At 60.7% G+C, this 16,235-nt stretch carries 15 protein-coding genes; 5 read left to right on the top strand and 10 right to left on the bottom strand.

Going from position 1 to position 16,235, the window contains the following annotated elements; genetic code table 11:
- Nucleotides 1-4 precede the first annotated feature (4 nt).
- Nucleotides 5-2,422, top strand: a complete 2,418-nt coding sequence (gene gyrB / locus AC0J41_RS26755) for a DNA topoisomerase (ATP-hydrolyzing) subunit B (protein ID WP_007960764.1) — start codon at nt 5-7, stop codon at nt 2,420-2,422.
- 97 nt (nt 2,423-2,519) lie between these two features.
- Here gyrB and AC0J41_RS26760 read toward each other — a convergent pair whose 3' ends face one another.
- Nucleotides 2,520-3,239, bottom strand: coding sequence for a response regulator transcription factor (locus tag AC0J41_RS26760; RefSeq protein WP_025112256.1), 720 nt, complete (start codon nt 3,237-3,239; stop codon nt 2,520-2,522).
- Between the two features lie 168 nt (nt 3,240-3,407).
- On the opposite strand from AC0J41_RS26760, the gene AC0J41_RS26765 reads away from it, so the two are divergent.
- Nucleotides 3,408-4,940, top strand: coding sequence for a sensor histidine kinase (locus AC0J41_RS26765; protein ID WP_025112257.1), 1,533 nt, complete (start codon nt 3,408-3,410; stop codon nt 4,938-4,940).
- 168 nt (nt 4,941-5,108) lie between these two features.
- Here the strand turns inward: AC0J41_RS26765 and AC0J41_RS26770 are convergent, their stop codons facing one another.
- The 4 genes from AC0J41_RS26770 to glyQ all read right to left on the bottom strand — a co-directional run bounded on the left by AC0J41_RS26770 (nt 5,109) and on the right by glyQ (nt 9,520).
- Nucleotides 5,109-5,888: a lysophospholipid acyltransferase family protein gene (locus AC0J41_RS26770; RefSeq protein WP_473014030.1), complete on the bottom strand. Its 780-nt coding sequence runs from the start codon at nt 5,886-5,888 to the stop codon at nt 5,109-5,111.
- Nucleotides 5,889-5,971: 83 nt separating this feature from the next.
- Entirely contained in the window at nt 5,972-6,511 is a 540-nt protein-coding gene (gene gmhB, locus AC0J41_RS26775; RefSeq protein WP_177327360.1) for a D-glycero-beta-D-manno-heptose 1,7-bisphosphate 7-phosphatase, read from the bottom strand.
- 4 nt (nt 6,512-6,515) lie between these two features.
- The gene (gene glyS, locus AC0J41_RS26780) at nt 6,516-8,570 is read right to left on the bottom strand and encodes a glycine--tRNA ligase subunit beta (protein ID WP_025112260.1); all 2,055 of its coding nucleotides are present in this window, start codon (nt 8,568-8,570) and stop codon (nt 6,516-6,518) included.
- Nucleotides 8,567-9,520, bottom strand: a complete 954-nt coding sequence (gene glyQ / locus AC0J41_RS26785) for a glycine--tRNA ligase subunit alpha (RefSeq protein WP_025112261.1) — start codon at nt 9,518-9,520, stop codon at nt 8,567-8,569. Before glyQ ends, glyS begins: the two co-directional genes overlap by 4 nt.
- An 81-nt stretch (nt 9,521-9,601) precedes the next feature.
- On the opposite strand from glyQ, the gene tag reads away from it, so the two are divergent.
- The 3 genes from tag (at nt 9,602) to AC0J41_RS26800 (ending at nt 11,410) form a co-directional block, all read left to right on the top strand.
- Nucleotides 9,602-10,159, top strand: coding sequence for a DNA-3-methyladenine glycosylase I (tag, locus tag AC0J41_RS26790; RefSeq protein ID WP_025112262.1), 558 nt, complete (start codon nt 9,602-9,604; stop codon nt 10,157-10,159).
- Nucleotides 10,160-10,199: 40 nt separating this feature from the next.
- Complete coding sequence (locus AC0J41_RS26795) at nt 10,200-11,087, top strand: lysophospholipid acyltransferase (protein WP_025112263.1); 888 nt, start codon at nt 10,200-10,202, stop codon at nt 11,085-11,087.
- 83 nt (nt 11,088-11,170) lie between these two features.
- A complete protein-coding gene (locus AC0J41_RS26800) occupies nt 11,171-11,410 on the top strand; it encodes a PilZ domain-containing protein (RefSeq protein WP_025112264.1) in 240 nt (79 codons plus the stop codon).
- Between the two features lie 15 nt (nt 11,411-11,425).
- Here AC0J41_RS26800 and AC0J41_RS26805 read toward each other — a convergent pair whose 3' ends face one another.
- The 5 genes from AC0J41_RS26805 to def all read right to left on the bottom strand — a co-directional run bounded on the left by AC0J41_RS26805 (nt 11,426) and on the right by def (nt 16,104).
- Complete coding sequence (locus tag AC0J41_RS26805; RefSeq protein ID WP_473014031.1) at nt 11,426-11,740, bottom strand: tetratricopeptide repeat protein; 315 nt, start codon at nt 11,738-11,740, stop codon at nt 11,426-11,428.
- A gap of 134 nt (nt 11,741-11,874) precedes the next feature.
- On the bottom strand, nt 11,875-13,251 hold the full coding sequence (trkA, locus tag AC0J41_RS26810; protein WP_003220233.1) for a Trk system potassium transporter TrkA: 1,377 nt from the start codon (nt 13,249-13,251) through the stop codon (nt 11,875-11,877).
- A 22-nt stretch (nt 13,252-13,273) separates the two neighbouring features.
- On the bottom strand, nt 13,274-14,584 hold the full coding sequence (gene rsmB, locus AC0J41_RS26815; RefSeq protein ID WP_473014032.1) for a 16S rRNA (cytosine(967)-C(5))-methyltransferase RsmB: 1,311 nt from the start codon (nt 14,582-14,584) through the stop codon (nt 13,274-13,276).
- Nucleotides 14,581-15,540: a methionyl-tRNA formyltransferase gene (fmt, locus tag AC0J41_RS26820; RefSeq protein ID WP_473014033.1), complete on the bottom strand. Its 960-nt coding sequence runs from the start codon at nt 15,538-15,540 to the stop codon at nt 14,581-14,583. The genes rsmB and fmt overlap by 4 nt, the downstream gene beginning before the upstream one ends.
- A gap of 57 nt (nt 15,541-15,597) precedes the next feature.
- Nucleotides 15,598-16,104 carry a peptide deformylase gene (gene def, locus AC0J41_RS26825; RefSeq protein WP_025112268.1) on the bottom strand — a complete coding sequence of 169 codons (507 nt, stop codon included), beginning with the start codon at nt 16,102-16,104 and terminating at the stop codon, nt 15,598-15,600.
- Nucleotides 16,105-16,235: the final 131 nt, after the last annotated feature.

Consider the following 16,235-nt stretch of genomic DNA (forward strand, 5'->3'; position numbering starts at 1 on the left):
GGCATTGAGCGAAGAAAATACGTACGACTCAACGAGCATTAAAGTGCTGAAAGGCCTGGATGCCGTACGCAAACGTCCCGGTATGTACATTGGTGACACCGACGATGGCAGCGGTCTGCACCACATGGTGTTCGAAGTGGTCGACAACTCGATCGACGAAGCCCTCGCCGGCCACTGCGACGACATCAGCATCATTATTCACCCGGATGAGTCCATCACCGTTAAAGACAACGGCCGTGGCATCCCGGTAGACGTGCACAAAGAGGAAGGCGTTTCCGCCGCCGAGGTCATCATGACCGTCCTCCACGCTGGCGGTAAGTTCGACGACAACTCCTACAAGGTATCCGGCGGCCTGCACGGTGTAGGTGTGTCGGTGGTGAACGCACTGTCCGAAGAGCTGGTGCTGACCGTTCGTCGCAGCGGCAAGATCTGGGAACAGACCTACGTCCACGGCGTACCTCAGGCTCCGATGGCCATCGTTGGCGACAGCGAAACCACTGGTACCCAGATTCACTTCAAGGCTTCCAGCGAAACCTTCAAGAACATTCACTTCAGCTGGGACATCCTGGCCAAGCGCATTCGTGAACTGTCCTTCCTCAACTCCGGTGTCGGTATCGTCCTCAAGGACGAGCGCAGCGGCAAGGAAGAACTGTTCAAGTACGAAGGCGGCCTGCGTGCGTTCGTTGAATACCTGAACACCAACAAGACTGCGGTCAACCAGGTGTTCCACTTCAACATCCAGCGTGAAGACGGCATCGGCGTGGAAATCGCCCTGCAGTGGAACGACAGCTTCAACGAGAACCTGTTGTGCTTCACCAACAACATTCCGCAGCGCGACGGCGGCACCCACCTGGTGGGCTTCCGTTCGGCCCTGACGCGTAACCTGAACAACTACATCGAGCAGGAAGGTCTGGCGAAGAAGCACAAAGTCGCCACCACCGGTGACGATGCCCGTGAAGGCCTGACCGCGATCATCTCGGTGAAAGTACCGGATCCGAAGTTCAGCTCGCAGACCAAAGACAAGCTGGTGTCCTCCGAAGTGAAGACAGCGGTCGAACAGGAAATGGGCAAGTACTTCTCCGACTTCCTGCTGGAAAACCCGAACGAAGCGAAGCTGGTCGTCGGCAAGATGATCGACGCTGCGCGTGCCCGTGAAGCGGCGCGTAAAGCCCGTGAGATGACCCGCCGCAAAGGCGCGCTGGACATCGCCGGTCTGCCGGGCAAGCTCGCTGACTGCCAGGAAAAAGACCCGGCACTGTCTGAACTGTACCTCGTGGAAGGTGACTCCGCGGGCGGCTCTGCCAAGCAGGGACGTAACCGCAAGACCCAGGCGATCCTGCCGTTGAAGGGCAAGATCCTCAACGTCGAAAAGGCCCGTTTCGACAAGATGATCTCGTCCCAGGAAGTGGGCACGCTGATCACCGCGCTGGGCTGCGGCATCGGTCGCGAAGAGTACAACATCGACAAGCTGCGTTATCACAACATCATCATCATGACCGATGCTGACGTCGACGGTTCGCACATCCGCACCCTGCTGCTGACCTTCTTCTTCCGTCAGTTGCCGGAGCTGATCGAGCGCGGCTACATCTACATCGCTCAGCCGCCGCTGTACAAGGTCAAGAAAGGCAAGCAAGAGCAATACATCAAAGACGACGACGCCATGGAAGAGTACATGACGCAGTCGGCCCTGGAAGATGCGAGCCTGCACCTGAACGAAGAGGCCCCGGGTATTTCCGGTGAAGCCCTGGAGCGTCTGGTAAATGACTTCCGCATGGTGATGAAGACCCTCAAGCGTCTGTCGCGCCTGTACCCGCAGGAGCTGACCGAGCACTTCATCTACCTGCCGGCTGTCAGCCTGGAAATGCTCGGCGACCATGCCAAGATGCAGGACTGGCTGGCCCAGTACGAAGTCCGTCTGCGCACCGTCGAGAAGTCGGGCCTGGTCTACAAGGCCAGCCTGCGTGAGGACCGTGAGCGTGGCGTTTGGCTGCCAGAGGTCGAACTGATCTCCCACGGCCTGTCGAACTACGTCACCTTCAACCGCGACTTCTTCGGCAGCAACGACTACAAGACTGTCGTCACCCTTGGCGCTCAACTGAGCACCCTGCTCGACGAAGGCGCGTACATCCAGCGTGGCGAGCGCAAGAAAGCGGTCACCGAGTTCAAGGAAGCTTTGGACTGGCTGATGGCTGAAAGCACCAAGCGTCACACCATCCAGCGATACAAAGGTCTGGGCGAAATGAACCCGGATCAGCTGTGGGAAACCACGATGGACCCAAGTGTGCGTCGCATGCTGAAAGTCACCATCGAAGACGCCATTGGCGCAGACCAGATCTTCAACACCCTGATGGGTGATGCGGTCGAACCTCGCCGTGACTTCATCGAGAGCAACGCTCTGGCGGTGTCCAACCTGGATTTCTGATCCCCGCCGACACCCCCCGAAAAAAGGCCAACGCATTAGCGTTGGCCTTTTTTTTGGGCGAGCACAAACAACGACGTCGTCTTGGCGACTTGCGTGTTTACTCGGACGCTGCCGCCACACTCTCCAACCGATACCCATACCCATAAATCGTCAACAGTTGCCAACCCCGATCCGCCGTCAGCCCCAGTTTGTTGCGCAGACGGTAGATGTGCGTGTCCAGCGGTCGCGACGAGACCACCTCTTCATGGGGCCAGAACCGCTCGTAAAGATACTCGCGTGACAACGGCCGGCCCAGATTGCTGAACAGGCAGCGCGCGAGGCGATATTCGCGTTCGGTCATGACGATGGGTTTGTGGTCGCGGGTGACGGTCAGTTCGGCGTCGTCAAAGGTCAGGTCATTGAAGCTCAGCACTTCGGAGGCGGTACTGCGTTGCTGGCTGTGCCGGCGCAGTACGGCAGCGACTCGGGCTTTGAGTTCGTTGGGGCGGAACGGTTTGCTGACGTAATCGTCGGCACCGGCGTTCAGGGCCTGGACGATATCGCTTTCGCCGTCACGGCTGGTCAGCATGATCGCGGCGGGCGGCGACTCCATGTGTTCGCGGGTCCAGCGTAGCAGCGCCAGGCCGGTCAGGTCGGGCAGTTGCCAGTCGAGAATCAGCAGGTCGAAAGTGTCCCGGCGCAGTTGGCGCAACAGGTCCTCTCCCCGCTCAAAGCTGTGCAGTGACCATGGCTGGTCGCCCGCGACCGCCATTTGCTGCAGGGTTTGCTCGACCCGGCGCAGTTCGGCAGGTTCATCGTCCAGTATCGCAACGCGCATACGCGTGGGTTCCTTGTTGCTTGGGCAGTGGCCGACAACCTTAACGGCCTGGCCTGTGCAGTGAAAGTAAGCCGTCCGCCGTCGGTCGACGTCCGCTATGATTCTTCGGATCTACGTCTTCAGACCTGTGACCCATGAAACCATTCACTGCCCACCGCCCCGTTTGCCATGAATAGCCCGCGTCGCCGTGAAAGTCGCGAGCCGAGTCAGGTCCAGCGCCTGTTTCGGCGGCTGGTGCGTGAGTGGTTGTGGATAAGTCTAGTGCTGTTGCCGCTGACTGCGCTGTTGTCGTATCGCGCCCAGATCAATCTGCACGACGCGGTACCGGGCTGGAGCGCGCTGCTCTCGGTGGGGCTGGTGGCGTGTGTCCTCGGTTTGCTGCTGTGGCGCCCGCGCTGGGCGATCTGGGTGACGCTGGGCGGGGTGGCGTGCGTGTTGCTGAGCAGCGCCGGGCTGGCGCAAGTCCGGCACTGGTGGTCACCGACCCCGGCGGCGCTCGGCATGTTGTTCGGCTATCTGATCTGGAACTGGCGACGCCTGAGTGTGGTGCTGACGTACTTTGGCTGGGAATTGGCGCGGCTGGACCGCGAGCCGAAAGTCTTCCCGGAACGTCGCCGCGCGCAATTCACCAGCGCTGACCAGTTGCAGGGGCAGATCATGGCCCTGGAACAAGCCATGAGCCGCACCCGCGATACCCGGCGTTTCATCGCCGACGGTCTGGAGTACCTGCCGGTAGCGACGCTGATCAGCGATCCCAAGGGGCAGATCCTGCTGGGCAACCGCAAGGCCCGCGTGTTGTTCGATCACCCGTTGGTGGGTGACGACGTGCTGGAGCAACTGGCCCGTCTCGGTTATCCGGAGTTGTCCACAGCGCCCCACCCGGCATTGTCCGCGCTGGCGCTGCTGGAGTTTCGTGATTACAAGGAACGCAGCCTGCGCCTGGAGCGTGCGGCATTGCTGCCGGTGGACGGTGACACGCCCATCGGCTGGCTACTGAGCCTCACCGACCTGAGTGCCGAACGCGCGGCTGAAGAACAGCGCGGTGTATTGCTGCGTTTTCTCTCCCACGATCTGCGTGCTCCACATTCGGCGATCCTTGCCCTGCTCGATGTGCATCGCCATCAGGCCGGTGCGGATTCACCGTTGTTCGAGCAGATCGAGCGCCAGGTTCGTCGCGCGCTGGAATTGACCGACGGTTTCGTATTGCTGGCGCGGGCGGAATCCGAGGCTTACCAGTTCCAGCCCAGCCTGTTTGCGATGCTGGTGCTGGACGTGTTGGATCAGGCCCTGCCCATCGCCCAGCAGAAAAACATCAAACTGCTGCACGTGATGGATGAGCCCTCTCAGGAGCGACTGATTCAGGCCGACCAAGGGCTGCTGACGCGCGCCTTGTTCAATCTGCTGGAAAACGCGATCAAGTACAGCCCGGCAGGCACCACGGTTCAGTTGAGCGCCAGTTGTCAGGGCGACTGGCTGCGTTGTGAACTGACCGATCAGGGCAAAGGCATTGCCGCCGAAGAACTGCCGGATCTGTTCACTCAATACCGACGTTTTTCATCGGCGCAGGGCATTGATGGCGTTGGCCTGGGGCTATCGATGGTCAAGGCGGTGGTCGATCATCATGGTGGCAGCATCGAATGTCACAGCGTCATCGATCAGGGCACAACGTTCCGGCTGCAGTTACCGCTGATTGCAGAGTGAGCAGGCACAAAAAAACCGGCTATATCAGCCGGTTTTTTTACTTCCGAAAAAAACTTATGCACGTTTTACGGTGTTTTATGAGCTTGAGAAATATATAAGTAAATCAATGATTTACTTTCAATATTCAGGCTTTTTCAACAAAACCGTACACAGGTTATCCACAAAATCTCAGACAGCCATCTGATCATTTGCCGCCGGTGTCTGGGGGGCCGGTGGCAGGGAACCCATTTCGCGCTGAGCCTGCTCGTTCCAGGCCTGGACCCGGTCGTTCAGATCGGCGATGGCACGTGGGCCAGTGCCCTCGGCGTACATCGGCTCACCGATGACCACGGTAATTACGCCCTGCTTCTTGCCCCAGCCGATTTTCGGCCAGAACTTGCCGGCATTGTGTGCAATCGGCAGTACCGGAAGCGCCGCATTCACAGCCAAAGCGCTGCCACTGCGGGAGAACTTGCCAATGGTGCCGTAGGGAACGCGGGTGCCTTCAGGGAAGATCAGTACCCAAACGTTGTCCTTGAGCAGCTCATCGCCTTTGGCTGCCACTTGCTTGAGCGCGGCTTTCGGGTTGTCGCGGTCGATCGCGATCGGCCGCAGCATGGCCATCGCCCAGCCGAAAAACGGCACGTAAAGCAATTCACGCTTGAGCACCTGGCTCAAGGGCGAGAAATAAGCGGAGAGAAAGAATGTCTCCCAAGTACTCTGGTGGTTCGACTGAATCACACAGGGCCGATCCGGCACATTTTCTGCGCCTTTGATTTCGTAACGGATACCGAGAAACACCTTGGTCAACCACAAGGCACAACGGCACCAGTACACGTTGATGAAACGATAACGCGCCTTGAATGGCAAAAAGGGCGCGATAAAAAAACTCAAACTGCACCACAGCAGCGAGGTGGTGCCCAGCAGCAGGTAAAAGAGAAAGATTCTGATGGCCCGCAGTATCGACATAGTGACGTTTACCGTTACGGGGCAATCCCCGGCTGTTCAAGCGCACTCCCGATCAATCCCTGGTCAGGAACTTCAGAAGTACTCTAGTTGTGGATAAGTTCTGCGGCAATCGCCGCCAGATCGTCAAAAATCAGAGTGCCAACCGGCAGGGTTTTGCCCTGAGTCTTTTCGCCTTTTCCGGTCTTTACCAAAACTGGCTGTGAATCGACGGCTTTGGCCGCTTCCAGGTCACCAAGGCTGTCGCCGACGAACCAGACATTCGCAAGCGCCACGTTGTAATGCCCGGCGATGGTTTTCAACATTCCCGGTTTCGGCTTGCGGCAATCGCAACCTTCGTCCGGGCCATGCGGGCAATAAACGATCAGCCCGACTTCACCGCCCTGCTCCGCTACCAGTTCGCGCAAGCGCGCGTGCATGGCGTCGAGGGTGGCGAGGTCGTAGTAGCCGCGAGCAATACCCGACTGGTTGGTGGCGACCGCCACCGTCCAGCCGGCCTTGCTCAACTGCGCAATCGCCTCGATCGAGCCGGGCAGCGGAATCCACTCCTCCACCGACTTGATGTAAGCGTCGGAGTCGTAATTGATCACTCCGTCCCGATCGAGAATCAGCAGTTTCAACAGCAATCCCTCAACCCAGCAGCGAAATGTCGGCAACACCCAGGAACAGGCCACGCAGGCGCGCCAGCAGCGCGTAGCGGTTGGCCCGTACATTGGCGTCTTCGGCATTGACCATCACTGCGTCAAAGAACGCGTCCACCGGCTCACGCAAGGCAGCCAGGCGCGCCAGCGATTCGTTGTACTGACGCGCCGCGGCCATTGGCTGTACAGCCTGATCCGCTTGCTGGATCGCCGAGTACAGCGAGAACTCGTTGGCATTGTCGAAGTATTTGGCCTGAACGTCGGTCGGCACGGAGCCCTCCACCTTGCTCAGCAGGTTCGACACACGCTTGTTGACCGCCGCCAGTGCCGCCGCTTCCGGCAGTTTGCGGAAGGCCTGAACCGCTTGCACACGCTGGTCGAAGTCCAGCGCCGAACCTGGCTTCAGGGCACGTACCGACAGGTAGGTCGCGACATCCACGCCTTCGTCTTCGTAACGCGCACGCAGACGGTCGAAGATGAATTCCAGCACTGCATCATTCAGGCCGGCAGCCTTGACCTTGGTACCGAACGCGGCCACGGCGAAAGCCACAGCATCGTTCAGATCGAGGTCGAGTTTCTTCTCGATCAGGATACGCAGCACACCGAGTGCCGCGCGACGCAGGGCATACGGGTCCTTGCTGCCGGTTGGCAGCATGCCGATACCGAAGATGCCGACCAGGGTGTCGAGCTTGTCGGCGATCGCGACAGCGGCACCGGTCAGGGTCGCTGGCAGTTCAGCACCGGCACCACGCGGCATGTACTGCTCGTTCAGCGCCAGCGCGACGTCTTCTGGCTCGCCATCATTGAGGGCGTAGTAGTAACCGGCGACACCTTGCATCTCCGGGAATTCGCCGACCATTTCGGTCGCCAGGTCGCATTTGGACAGCAGGCCTGCGCGGGCAGCCCACGAAGCATTGCCGCCGATACGTGCAGCGATGTAGGCCGCCAGTTTCGAAACGCGCTCGGCCTTGTCGTAGACGCTGCCAAGCTTTTCCTGGAACACCACGTTCTGCAGGCGATCGTTGAACGCTTCGAGCTTCTGCTTCTTGTCTTGCTTGAAGAAGAACTCGGCGTCGGTCAGACGTGGGCGAACCACCTTCTCGTTACCGTCGATGATCTGCTGCGGGTCTTTGCTTTCGATGTTGGCGACGGTGATGAACCGTGGCAGCAACTTGCCGTCGGCGTCCAGCAGGCAGAAGTACTTCTGGTTGTCCTGCATGGTGGTGATCAGTGCTTCCTGCGGCACGTCGAGGAAACGTTCCTCGAACGAGCACACCAGCGGCACCGGCCATTCGACCAGCGCGGTCACTTCGTCGAGCAGCGCCGGCGGCACGATTGCGGTGCCTTCCTGACGGGTTGCCAGTTCTTCGGTGCGCTTGCTGATGATCTCGCGACGCTCATTGGCGTCGGCCAGGACATAAGCGGCACGCAGGTCAGCGAGGTAGCTGGACGGCGAACCGATGCGCACGTTTTGCGGGTGGTGGAAGCGGTGACCACGGGAGTCACGGCCAGCCTTCTGCGCAAGGATGGTGCAGTCGATGACCTGGTCACCGAGCAACATCACCAGCCACTGGGTCGGACGCACGAACTCTTCCTTGCGCGCACCCCAACGCATGCGTTTCGGGATCGGCAGGTCGTTCAGCGAATCTTCGACGATGGTCGGCAGCAGACTTGCGGTCGGCTTGCCGGCGATGCTCTGGCTGTAGCGCAGTTTCGGACCGCTCTGGTCGATTTCGCTCAGCTCGACGCCGCACTTCTTGGCAAAACCCAGTGCCGCTTGGGTCGGATTGCCTTCGGCATCGAACGCAGCCTGACGCGGCGGGCCGTCGAGGTTGATGCTGCGATCCGGCTGCTGGGTCGCCAGCGCGGTAATCAGCACGGCCAGACGACGCGGCGCGGCGTAGACGGTTTTGCTTTCGTAGTTCAGGCCGGCGGCTTGCAGGCCCTTGTCGATACCGGCGAGAAACGCCTCAGCCAAGGTGTTCAGGGCTTTGGGTGGCAGTTCTTCGGTGCCCAGTTCAACCAGAAAATCTTGCGCACTCATTGTGCTGCCTCCAGCTTGGCCAGTACTTCGTCACGCAGGTCCGGGGTCGCCATCGGGAAGCCCAGCTTGGCGCGTGCCAGCAGGTAGGCTTGCGCAACGGAACGCGCCAGGGTGCGTACGCGCAGAATGTATTGCTGACGAGCGGTCACCGAGATTGCCCGGCGCGCATCCAGCAGGTTGAAGGTGTGCGAAGCCTTCAGGACCATTTCGTAGCTCGGCAACGGCAGCGGCTGGTCGAGTTCGATCAGGCGCTTGGCTTCGCTTTCATAGAAGTCGAACAGTTCGAACAGTTTGTCGACGTTGGCGTGTTCGAAGTTGTAGGTCGACTGCTCCACTTCGTTCTGGTGGAACACGTCGCCGTAGGTGACTTTGCCCATCGGGCCGTCAGCCCAGACCAGGTCGTAGACCGAGTCCACGCCTTGCAAGTACATGGCCAGACGCTCGAGACCGTAAGTGATCTCGCCGGTTACCGGGTAGCACTCGATGCCGCCAGCCTGCTGGAAGTAAGTGAACTGGGTCACTTCCATACCGTTCAGCCAGACTTCCCAGCCCAGACCCCAGGCGCCGAGGGTCGGCGATTCCCAGTTGTCTTCGACGAAGCGGATGTCGTGGACCAGCGGGTCCAGGCCGACGTGCTTGAGGGAGCCCAGGTACAGTTCCTGGAAGTTGTCCGGGTTCGGCTTCAGGACGACCTGAAACTGATAGTAGTGCTGCAGACGGTTCGGGTTTTCACCGTAGCGGCCGTCAGTCGGACGGCGGCTTGGCTGCACGTAAGCGGCGTTCCAGGTTTCCGGGCCGATGGCACGCAGGAATGTCGCGGTGTGGAAAGTGCCGGCGCCTACTTCCATATCGTAGGGCTGAAGTACCACACAACCTTGCTCGGCCCAGTATTGCTGGAGCGCGAGGATCAAGTCTTGGAAGGTACGCACGGCTGGCGTAGGCTGGCTCACGAAATTCACCTGTTTCTTGGGCTGCGATTTAAAGAGCGGGAGTATACCCGATTCAGTCGCACCTCCACCCCCTGGAGCCTTATGCCACGCTGCTTTTGGTGTACCGAAGATCCGCTGTACATGGCTTATCACGATCAGGAGTGGGGCACGCCGCTACGCGATGCGCAGGGTTTGTTCGAGTTGCTTTTGCTCGAAGGGTTCCAGGCCGGGCTTTCCTGGATCACCGTGCTGCGCAAACGCGAGCGTTATCGTGAGGTGTTGTTCGGCTTTGACGTGCAGCGCGTGGCACAGATGAGCGACGCCGAAATAGCCGAATTGATGCTCGATCCGGGGATCATCCGCAACCGCCTCAAACTCAATGCCGCCCGGCGCAATGCTCAGGCCTGGCTGGCGCTGGAAGACCCGGTGGCGTTCCTCTGGTCGTTCGTCGGCAACCAGCCGATCATCAATCATTTCAAGGATCGCAGCGAAGTCCCGGCGATCACCCCCGAAGCGCTGGCGATGAGCAAAGCCCTGAAAAAGGCCGGGTTCACGTTCGTCGGCCCGACCATTTGCTACGCGCTGATGCAAGCCTCGGGCATGGTCATGGATCACACCCGGGACTGCGACCGCTACGCGCAGCTGGTAAACGGCGGTTAGAATGGCCGCCTCGCGCACAGCACAAGATCAGGAGTGACCTGTGGAAAAGTTTAAAGGCGCCTTGCTGGTAGGCGCTCTGCGGCTGTTTGCCCTGCTGCCATGGCGGGCCGTGCAGGCCGTGGGTTCGACGATCGGCTGGATCATGTGGAAAACCCCCAACCGCTCCCGCGACGTGGTGCGGATCAACCTCGCCAAATGTTTTCCACAGATGGACCCGGCCGAGCGTGAGCGTCTGGTCGGCCAGAGCCTGAAAGACATCGGCAAATCGCTGACCGAAAGCGCCTGTGCATGGATCTGGCCGGCCCAGCGCTCGATCGATCTGGTACGTGAAGTCGAAGGCCTCGACATCCTCAAGGACGCATTGGCCTCGGGCAAAGGCGTGGTCGGCATCACCAGCCACCTGGGCAACTGGGAAGTGCTCAACCACTTCTATTGCAGCCAGTGCAAACCAATCATTTTCTACCGTCCACCGAAGCTCAAGGCTGTGGACGAATTGCTGCGCAAACAGCGCGTGCAGTTGGGCAACAAGGTGGCCGCCTCGACCAAGGAAGGCATCCTCAGCGTGATCAAGGAAGTGCGCAAAGGTGGTGCAGTGGGTATCCCCGCTGACCCGGAACCGGCCGAATCCGCCGGAATCTTCGTGCCGTTCTTCGCCACGCAGGCACTGACCAGCAAATTCGTGCCGAACATGCTCGCCGGTGGCAAAGCGGTCGGCGTGTTCCTGCATGCCCTGCGCCTGCCGGACGGTTCCGGCTACAAAGTAATCCTCGAGGCGGCGCCAGAGGCCATGTACAGCACCGATACCACTGAGTCCTGCGCGGCCATGAGTAAAGTGGTCGAGCGTTATGTGGCGGCGTATCCGAGCCAGTACATGTGGAGCATGAAGCGCTTCAAGAAGCGCCCGCCGGGCGAAGCGCGCTGGTACTGAGCTGGATTGACGAGATTGGCATGATCTGTGGATAACCTCACTGCCGAGGTTATGCACAACCGTTCACTCAAGGGCGCAAGAAGATGTCCGAACAGCGCAAATCGTTTCGCATCAAAATCACCCACGACAGCTTTGGCGAATGCCTGGGCCAGACGCGCAATCTGTCGCCCACCGGGGTGTATGTCCAGCACCCGCGCCTGGCGTCATTGCCCAAGGGCGCGGTGGTTTATGGCCAGGTGCAGGATTTGCCCACAGGGGCGCCGCGGGTGCGAATGGAAGTGGTGACGGTGGACGCCGAAGGCATCGGCCTGCGCTATTTGTGAGCGACGCCCGCTGACTTATTGCGCCTGACGATCGAGCTTCTTCAGAAACACCGTCATTTCCTTTTCGGCCTGCTTGTCGCCGTGGGCGCGGGCGGCTTTCAGACCCTGTTCCCATGCCTGACGTGCCGCGGCGTGATCGCCCAGTGCCAGATGCGCCTTGCCGAGGAGTTTCCAGGCAGCCGAATACTTTGGGTCGAAGCCTACGCAGCGCTGGAAATGCTCGGCAGCCTTGGCGTTTTCGCCCAGATCCAGGTAACCCTTGCCCAGACCAAAGCGCAGCAACGAGTTATCCACACCCTTGGCGAGCATTTTTTCCAGGGATTCGAGCATGGGTGATTCCTTGAATGGGTTGTGTCAGGGATGTGTATTTCTTAGGGATACCGCCTTCGCGAGCAGGCTCGCTCCCACAGGGGAATGTGGGAGCGAGCCTGCTCGCGAAGGGGCATGTGCCGTCAGCGCAAACCTCAGAAGAAGCTGAGGCCCACATGAAACAGCTTCTCCACATCGCGAATATGCTTTTTATCCACAAGGAACAGAATCACATGGTCGCCCGTTTCGATCACGGTATCGTCGTGGGCGATGATCACTTCTTCGTTGCGGATGATCGCGCCAATCGTGCTGCCCGGCGGCAGGCCGATTTTCTCGATGGGCCGGCCGATGACCTTGCTCGATTTCGCATCCCCGTGGGCAATCGCCTCGATGGCCTCTGCTGCACCGCGGCGCAGTGAGTGCACGCTGACGATATCGCCCCGCCGTACGTGGGCCAGCAACGTGCCGATGGTTGCCAGTTGCGGGCTGATGGCGATGTCGATGTCGCCGCCTTGAATCAGGTCGACGTAGGCCGGGTTGTTGATGATCGTCATCACTTTCTTCGCCCCCAGCCGTTTGGCCAGCAGCGACGACATGATGTTGGCTTCGTCATCGTTGGTCAGCGCAAGGAAGATGTCGGCGTCGGCAATGTTCTCTTCCAGCAGCAGGTCGCGGTCCGACGCGCTGCCCTGCAGCACCACGGTGCTGTCGAGGGTGTCGGAGAGATAGCGGCAGCGCGCCGGGTTCATCTCGATGATCTTCACCTGATAGCGGCTTTCGATGGCCTCGGCCAGACGCTCGCCGATCTGCCCGCCACCGGCGATGACGATGCGCTTGTAGGTTTCGTCGAGACGGCGCATTTCGCTCATCACTGCGCGAATGTTCTCACGGGCGGCGATGAAGAAGACTTCGTCGTCGGCCTCGATCACCGTGTCACCTTGCGGCAGGATCGGCCGGTCTCGGCGGAAGATCGCAGCCACGCGGGTTTCGACATTCGGCATGTGCTCGCGCAACTGGCGCAGTTGCTGACCCACCAGCGGCCCGCCGTAATAGGCGCGCACCGCCACCAGTTGCGCCTGGCCTTCGGCGAAGTCGATTACCTGCAAGGCGCCGGGATGCTGGATCAGGCGCTTGATGTAATTGGTCACCACCTGCTCGGGGCTGATCAGCACGTCGACCGGAATCGCTTCGTTCTGGAACAGCTGTTCCTCGCGATTGAGATAGGACGCTTCGCGCACCCGGGCGATTTTGGTCGGGGTGTGGAACAGGGTGTGGGCGACCTGGCAGGCGACCATGTTGGTCTCGTCGCTGTTGGTCACCGCCACCAGCATGTCGGCATCGTCGGCGCCGGCCTGGCGCAGCACCGACGGCAGCGAGCCACGGCCCTGAATGGTGCGGATGTCGAGACGGTCGCCGAGATCGCGCAGGCGCTCGCCGTCGGTGTCGACCACAGTGATGTCGTTGGCTTCGCTCGCCAGGTGTTCAGCCAGCGAACCGCCGACCTGCCCCGCACCGAGGATGATGATTTTCATCCAGTCACTCCGTTGAATCCATTTAGCCGCGCGCGGCAGCGATCTTGATCAGCTTGGCGTAGTAGAACCCGTCATGCCCGCCCTGCTGGGCCAGCAATTGGCGACCATGGGGCTGTTTGATTCCGGCCGTGGTCGCCAGATCCAGTTCACGGGCCCCCGGCGTGCGCTCAAGGAACGCGGCGATGACTTCGGTGTTCTCGGTCGGCAAGGTGGAGCAGGTGGCGTAAAGCAGAATGCCGCCCACCTCGAGCGTTTTCCACAGGGCGTCGAGCAGTTCGCCTTGCAGTTGCGCCAATGCAACGATGTCGTCCGGCTGACGGGTCAGTTTGATGTCCGGGTGACGACGGATCACCCCGGTAGCCGAGCACGGCGCGTCGAGCAGGATGCGCTGGAACGGCTTGCCGTCCCACCAGGTCGCGGTGTCACGGCCATCGGCGGCGATCAGGTCGGCGTTGAGGCCGAGGCGTTCGAGGTTTTCCTTCACCCGCACCAGACGCTTGGCTTCCAGATCCACCGCGACCACGCCGGCCAACGCCGGTTCGGCTTCGAGGATGTGGCAGGTCTTGCCGCCCGGGGCGCAACAGGCGTCGAGCACGCGTTGGCCCGGGGCCAGATCGAGCAGATCGGCGGCCAGTTGTGCCGCTTCGTCCTGCACGCTGATCCAGCCTTCGGCGAAGCCCGGCAGGCTGCGCACGTCGGCGGCGGCGTCGAGGACGATACCGTCACGGCTGTAAACGCATGGCGTCGCAGCGATACCCGCCTCAGTCAGCAGACCGAGATAGGCATCGCGGCTGTGATGGCGGCGGTTGACCCGCAGGATCATCGGCGGGTGCGCGTTGTTCGCCGCGCAAATGGCTTCCCACTGCTCAGGCCAGAAGGCTTTCAGGGACTTTTGCAGCCAGCGCGGGTGAGCGGTGCGCACCACTGGATCACGTTCCAGCTCGGCGAAAATCGTTTCGCTTTCGCGCTGGGCATTGCGCAGCACGGCATTGAGCAGGCCTTTGGCCCACGGCTTTTTCAGCTTGTCGGCGCAACCGACGGTTTCGCCGATGGCGGCGTGAGGCGGTACGCGGGTGTAAAGCAATTGGTAGAGACCGACCAGCAGCAGCGCTTCGACGTCAGCGTCCGCGGCCTTGAACGGCTTTTGCAGGAGCTTTTCGGCCAGTGCCGACAGCCGTGGCTGCCAGCGCGCGGTGCCGAACGCCAGATCCTGGGTGAAACCGCGATCGCGATCCTCGACCTTGTCCAGTTGTGTCGGCAGCGAACTGTTCAGCGAAGCCTTGCCGCTGAGGACGGCGGCGAGTGCCTTGGCGGCGGCCAGACGCGGGTTCATTGCGCATCCACCACGGCGCCGAGCACGGTACCGACGGCGAATTTCTCACGACGGCTGTTGAACAGGTCGCTGAAGTTCAGCGCCTTGCCGCCGGGCAATTGCAGGCGGGTCAAGCACAGCGCCTGCTCGCCGCAAGCGACGATCAGGCCGTCCTTGCTGGCGCTGAGGATTTGACCCGGCGTGCCTTTACCGTCGGCGAGTGTCGCGGCCAGTACTTTCAGCGCTTCACCGTTGAGGGTGCTGTGGGTGATTGGCCATGGGTTGAAGGCGCGCACCAGTCGCTCCAGCTCGACCGCCGGACGGCTCCAGTCGATGCGTGCCTCGTCCTTGTTCAGTTTGTGCGCGTAAGTGGCGAGCTCGTCGTTCTGCACTTCGCCTTCCAGGGTCCCGGCAGCCAAGCCGGCAATCGCCTGGACCACGGCGGGCGGACCCATTTCGGCGAGGCGGTCGTGCAGGCTGCCGCCGGTGTCGTCGGCGCTGATCGGGGTCACGACCTTGAGCAGCATCGGCCCGGTATCCAGGCCCGCTTCCATGCGCATCACGGTCACGCCGCTTTCGGCATCACCGTGTTCCACGGCGCGCTGGATCGGCGCCGCACCGCGCCAGCGTGGCAGCAGGGAGGCGTGGCTGTTGATGCAGCCCAGGCGTGGAATATCCAGCACCGCTTGCGGCAGGATCAGGCCATAGGCAACCACCACCAGCAAATCCGGCTGCAGTGCGGCCAGCTCGGACTGGGCGTCGGCGTTGCGCAAAGTCGGCGGCTGCAACACCTGGATATTATTTTCCAGCGCGAGCTGTTTGACCGGGCTCGGCATCAGTTTTTGCCCACGACCGGCCGGACGGTCCGGTTGGGTGTAGACCGCAACGATCTCGTAAGGGCTGTTCAGCAGGGCCTTGAGGTGTTCGGCGGCGAATTCCGGAGTGCCGGCAAAAACGATGCGCAGTGGCTCAGTCATGAAAGGAGTCTCATAAAAAGAAAAAGGCTTGCCGCAGCAAGCCTTTGAAGAGGGGCATCAAGCGTTCTGGCGATGGAGCTTTTCCAGTTTCTTCTTGATCCGGTCGCGTTTGAGCGTGGACAGGTAGTCGACGAACAACTTGCCGTTGAGGTGGTCGCATTCGTGCTGGATGCACACGGCGAGCAGGCCTTCGGCGATCAGTTCGTAAGGTTGGCCGTCGCGGTCCAGCGCCTTGATCCTGACCTTCTGCGGGCGGTCGACGTTTTCGTAGAAGCCCGGCACCGAGAGGCAGCCTTCCTGATACTGGTCCATTTCTTCGGTCAGCGATTCGAACTCGGGGTTGATGAACACCCGGGGTTCGGTGCGGTCTTCGGAAAGGTCCATCACGACGATACGTTGGTGCACGTTGACCTGGGTCGCGGCGAGGCCGATGCCCGGCGCTTCATACATTGTTTCAAACATGTCATCGACCAACTGACGCACTTCGTCGTCCACTACAGCCACAGGCTTGGCGATAGTACGCAGACGCGGGTCCGGGAATTCGAGGATGTTTAAAATGGCCATAGGCTGATTGCTGCACGTATTGAGTAAAGTCGGGTCGATGGCCTGGCAGGTCCGAAGATGCAGGCTACCGTTGTGAAGCGTAGCTAATGCAGTTTGCAGTAGCGAGCCACGGGGGCTCTGACGGTTCACGC

The organism is Pseudomonas sp. Arb-4-2C, assembly GCF_055755015.1.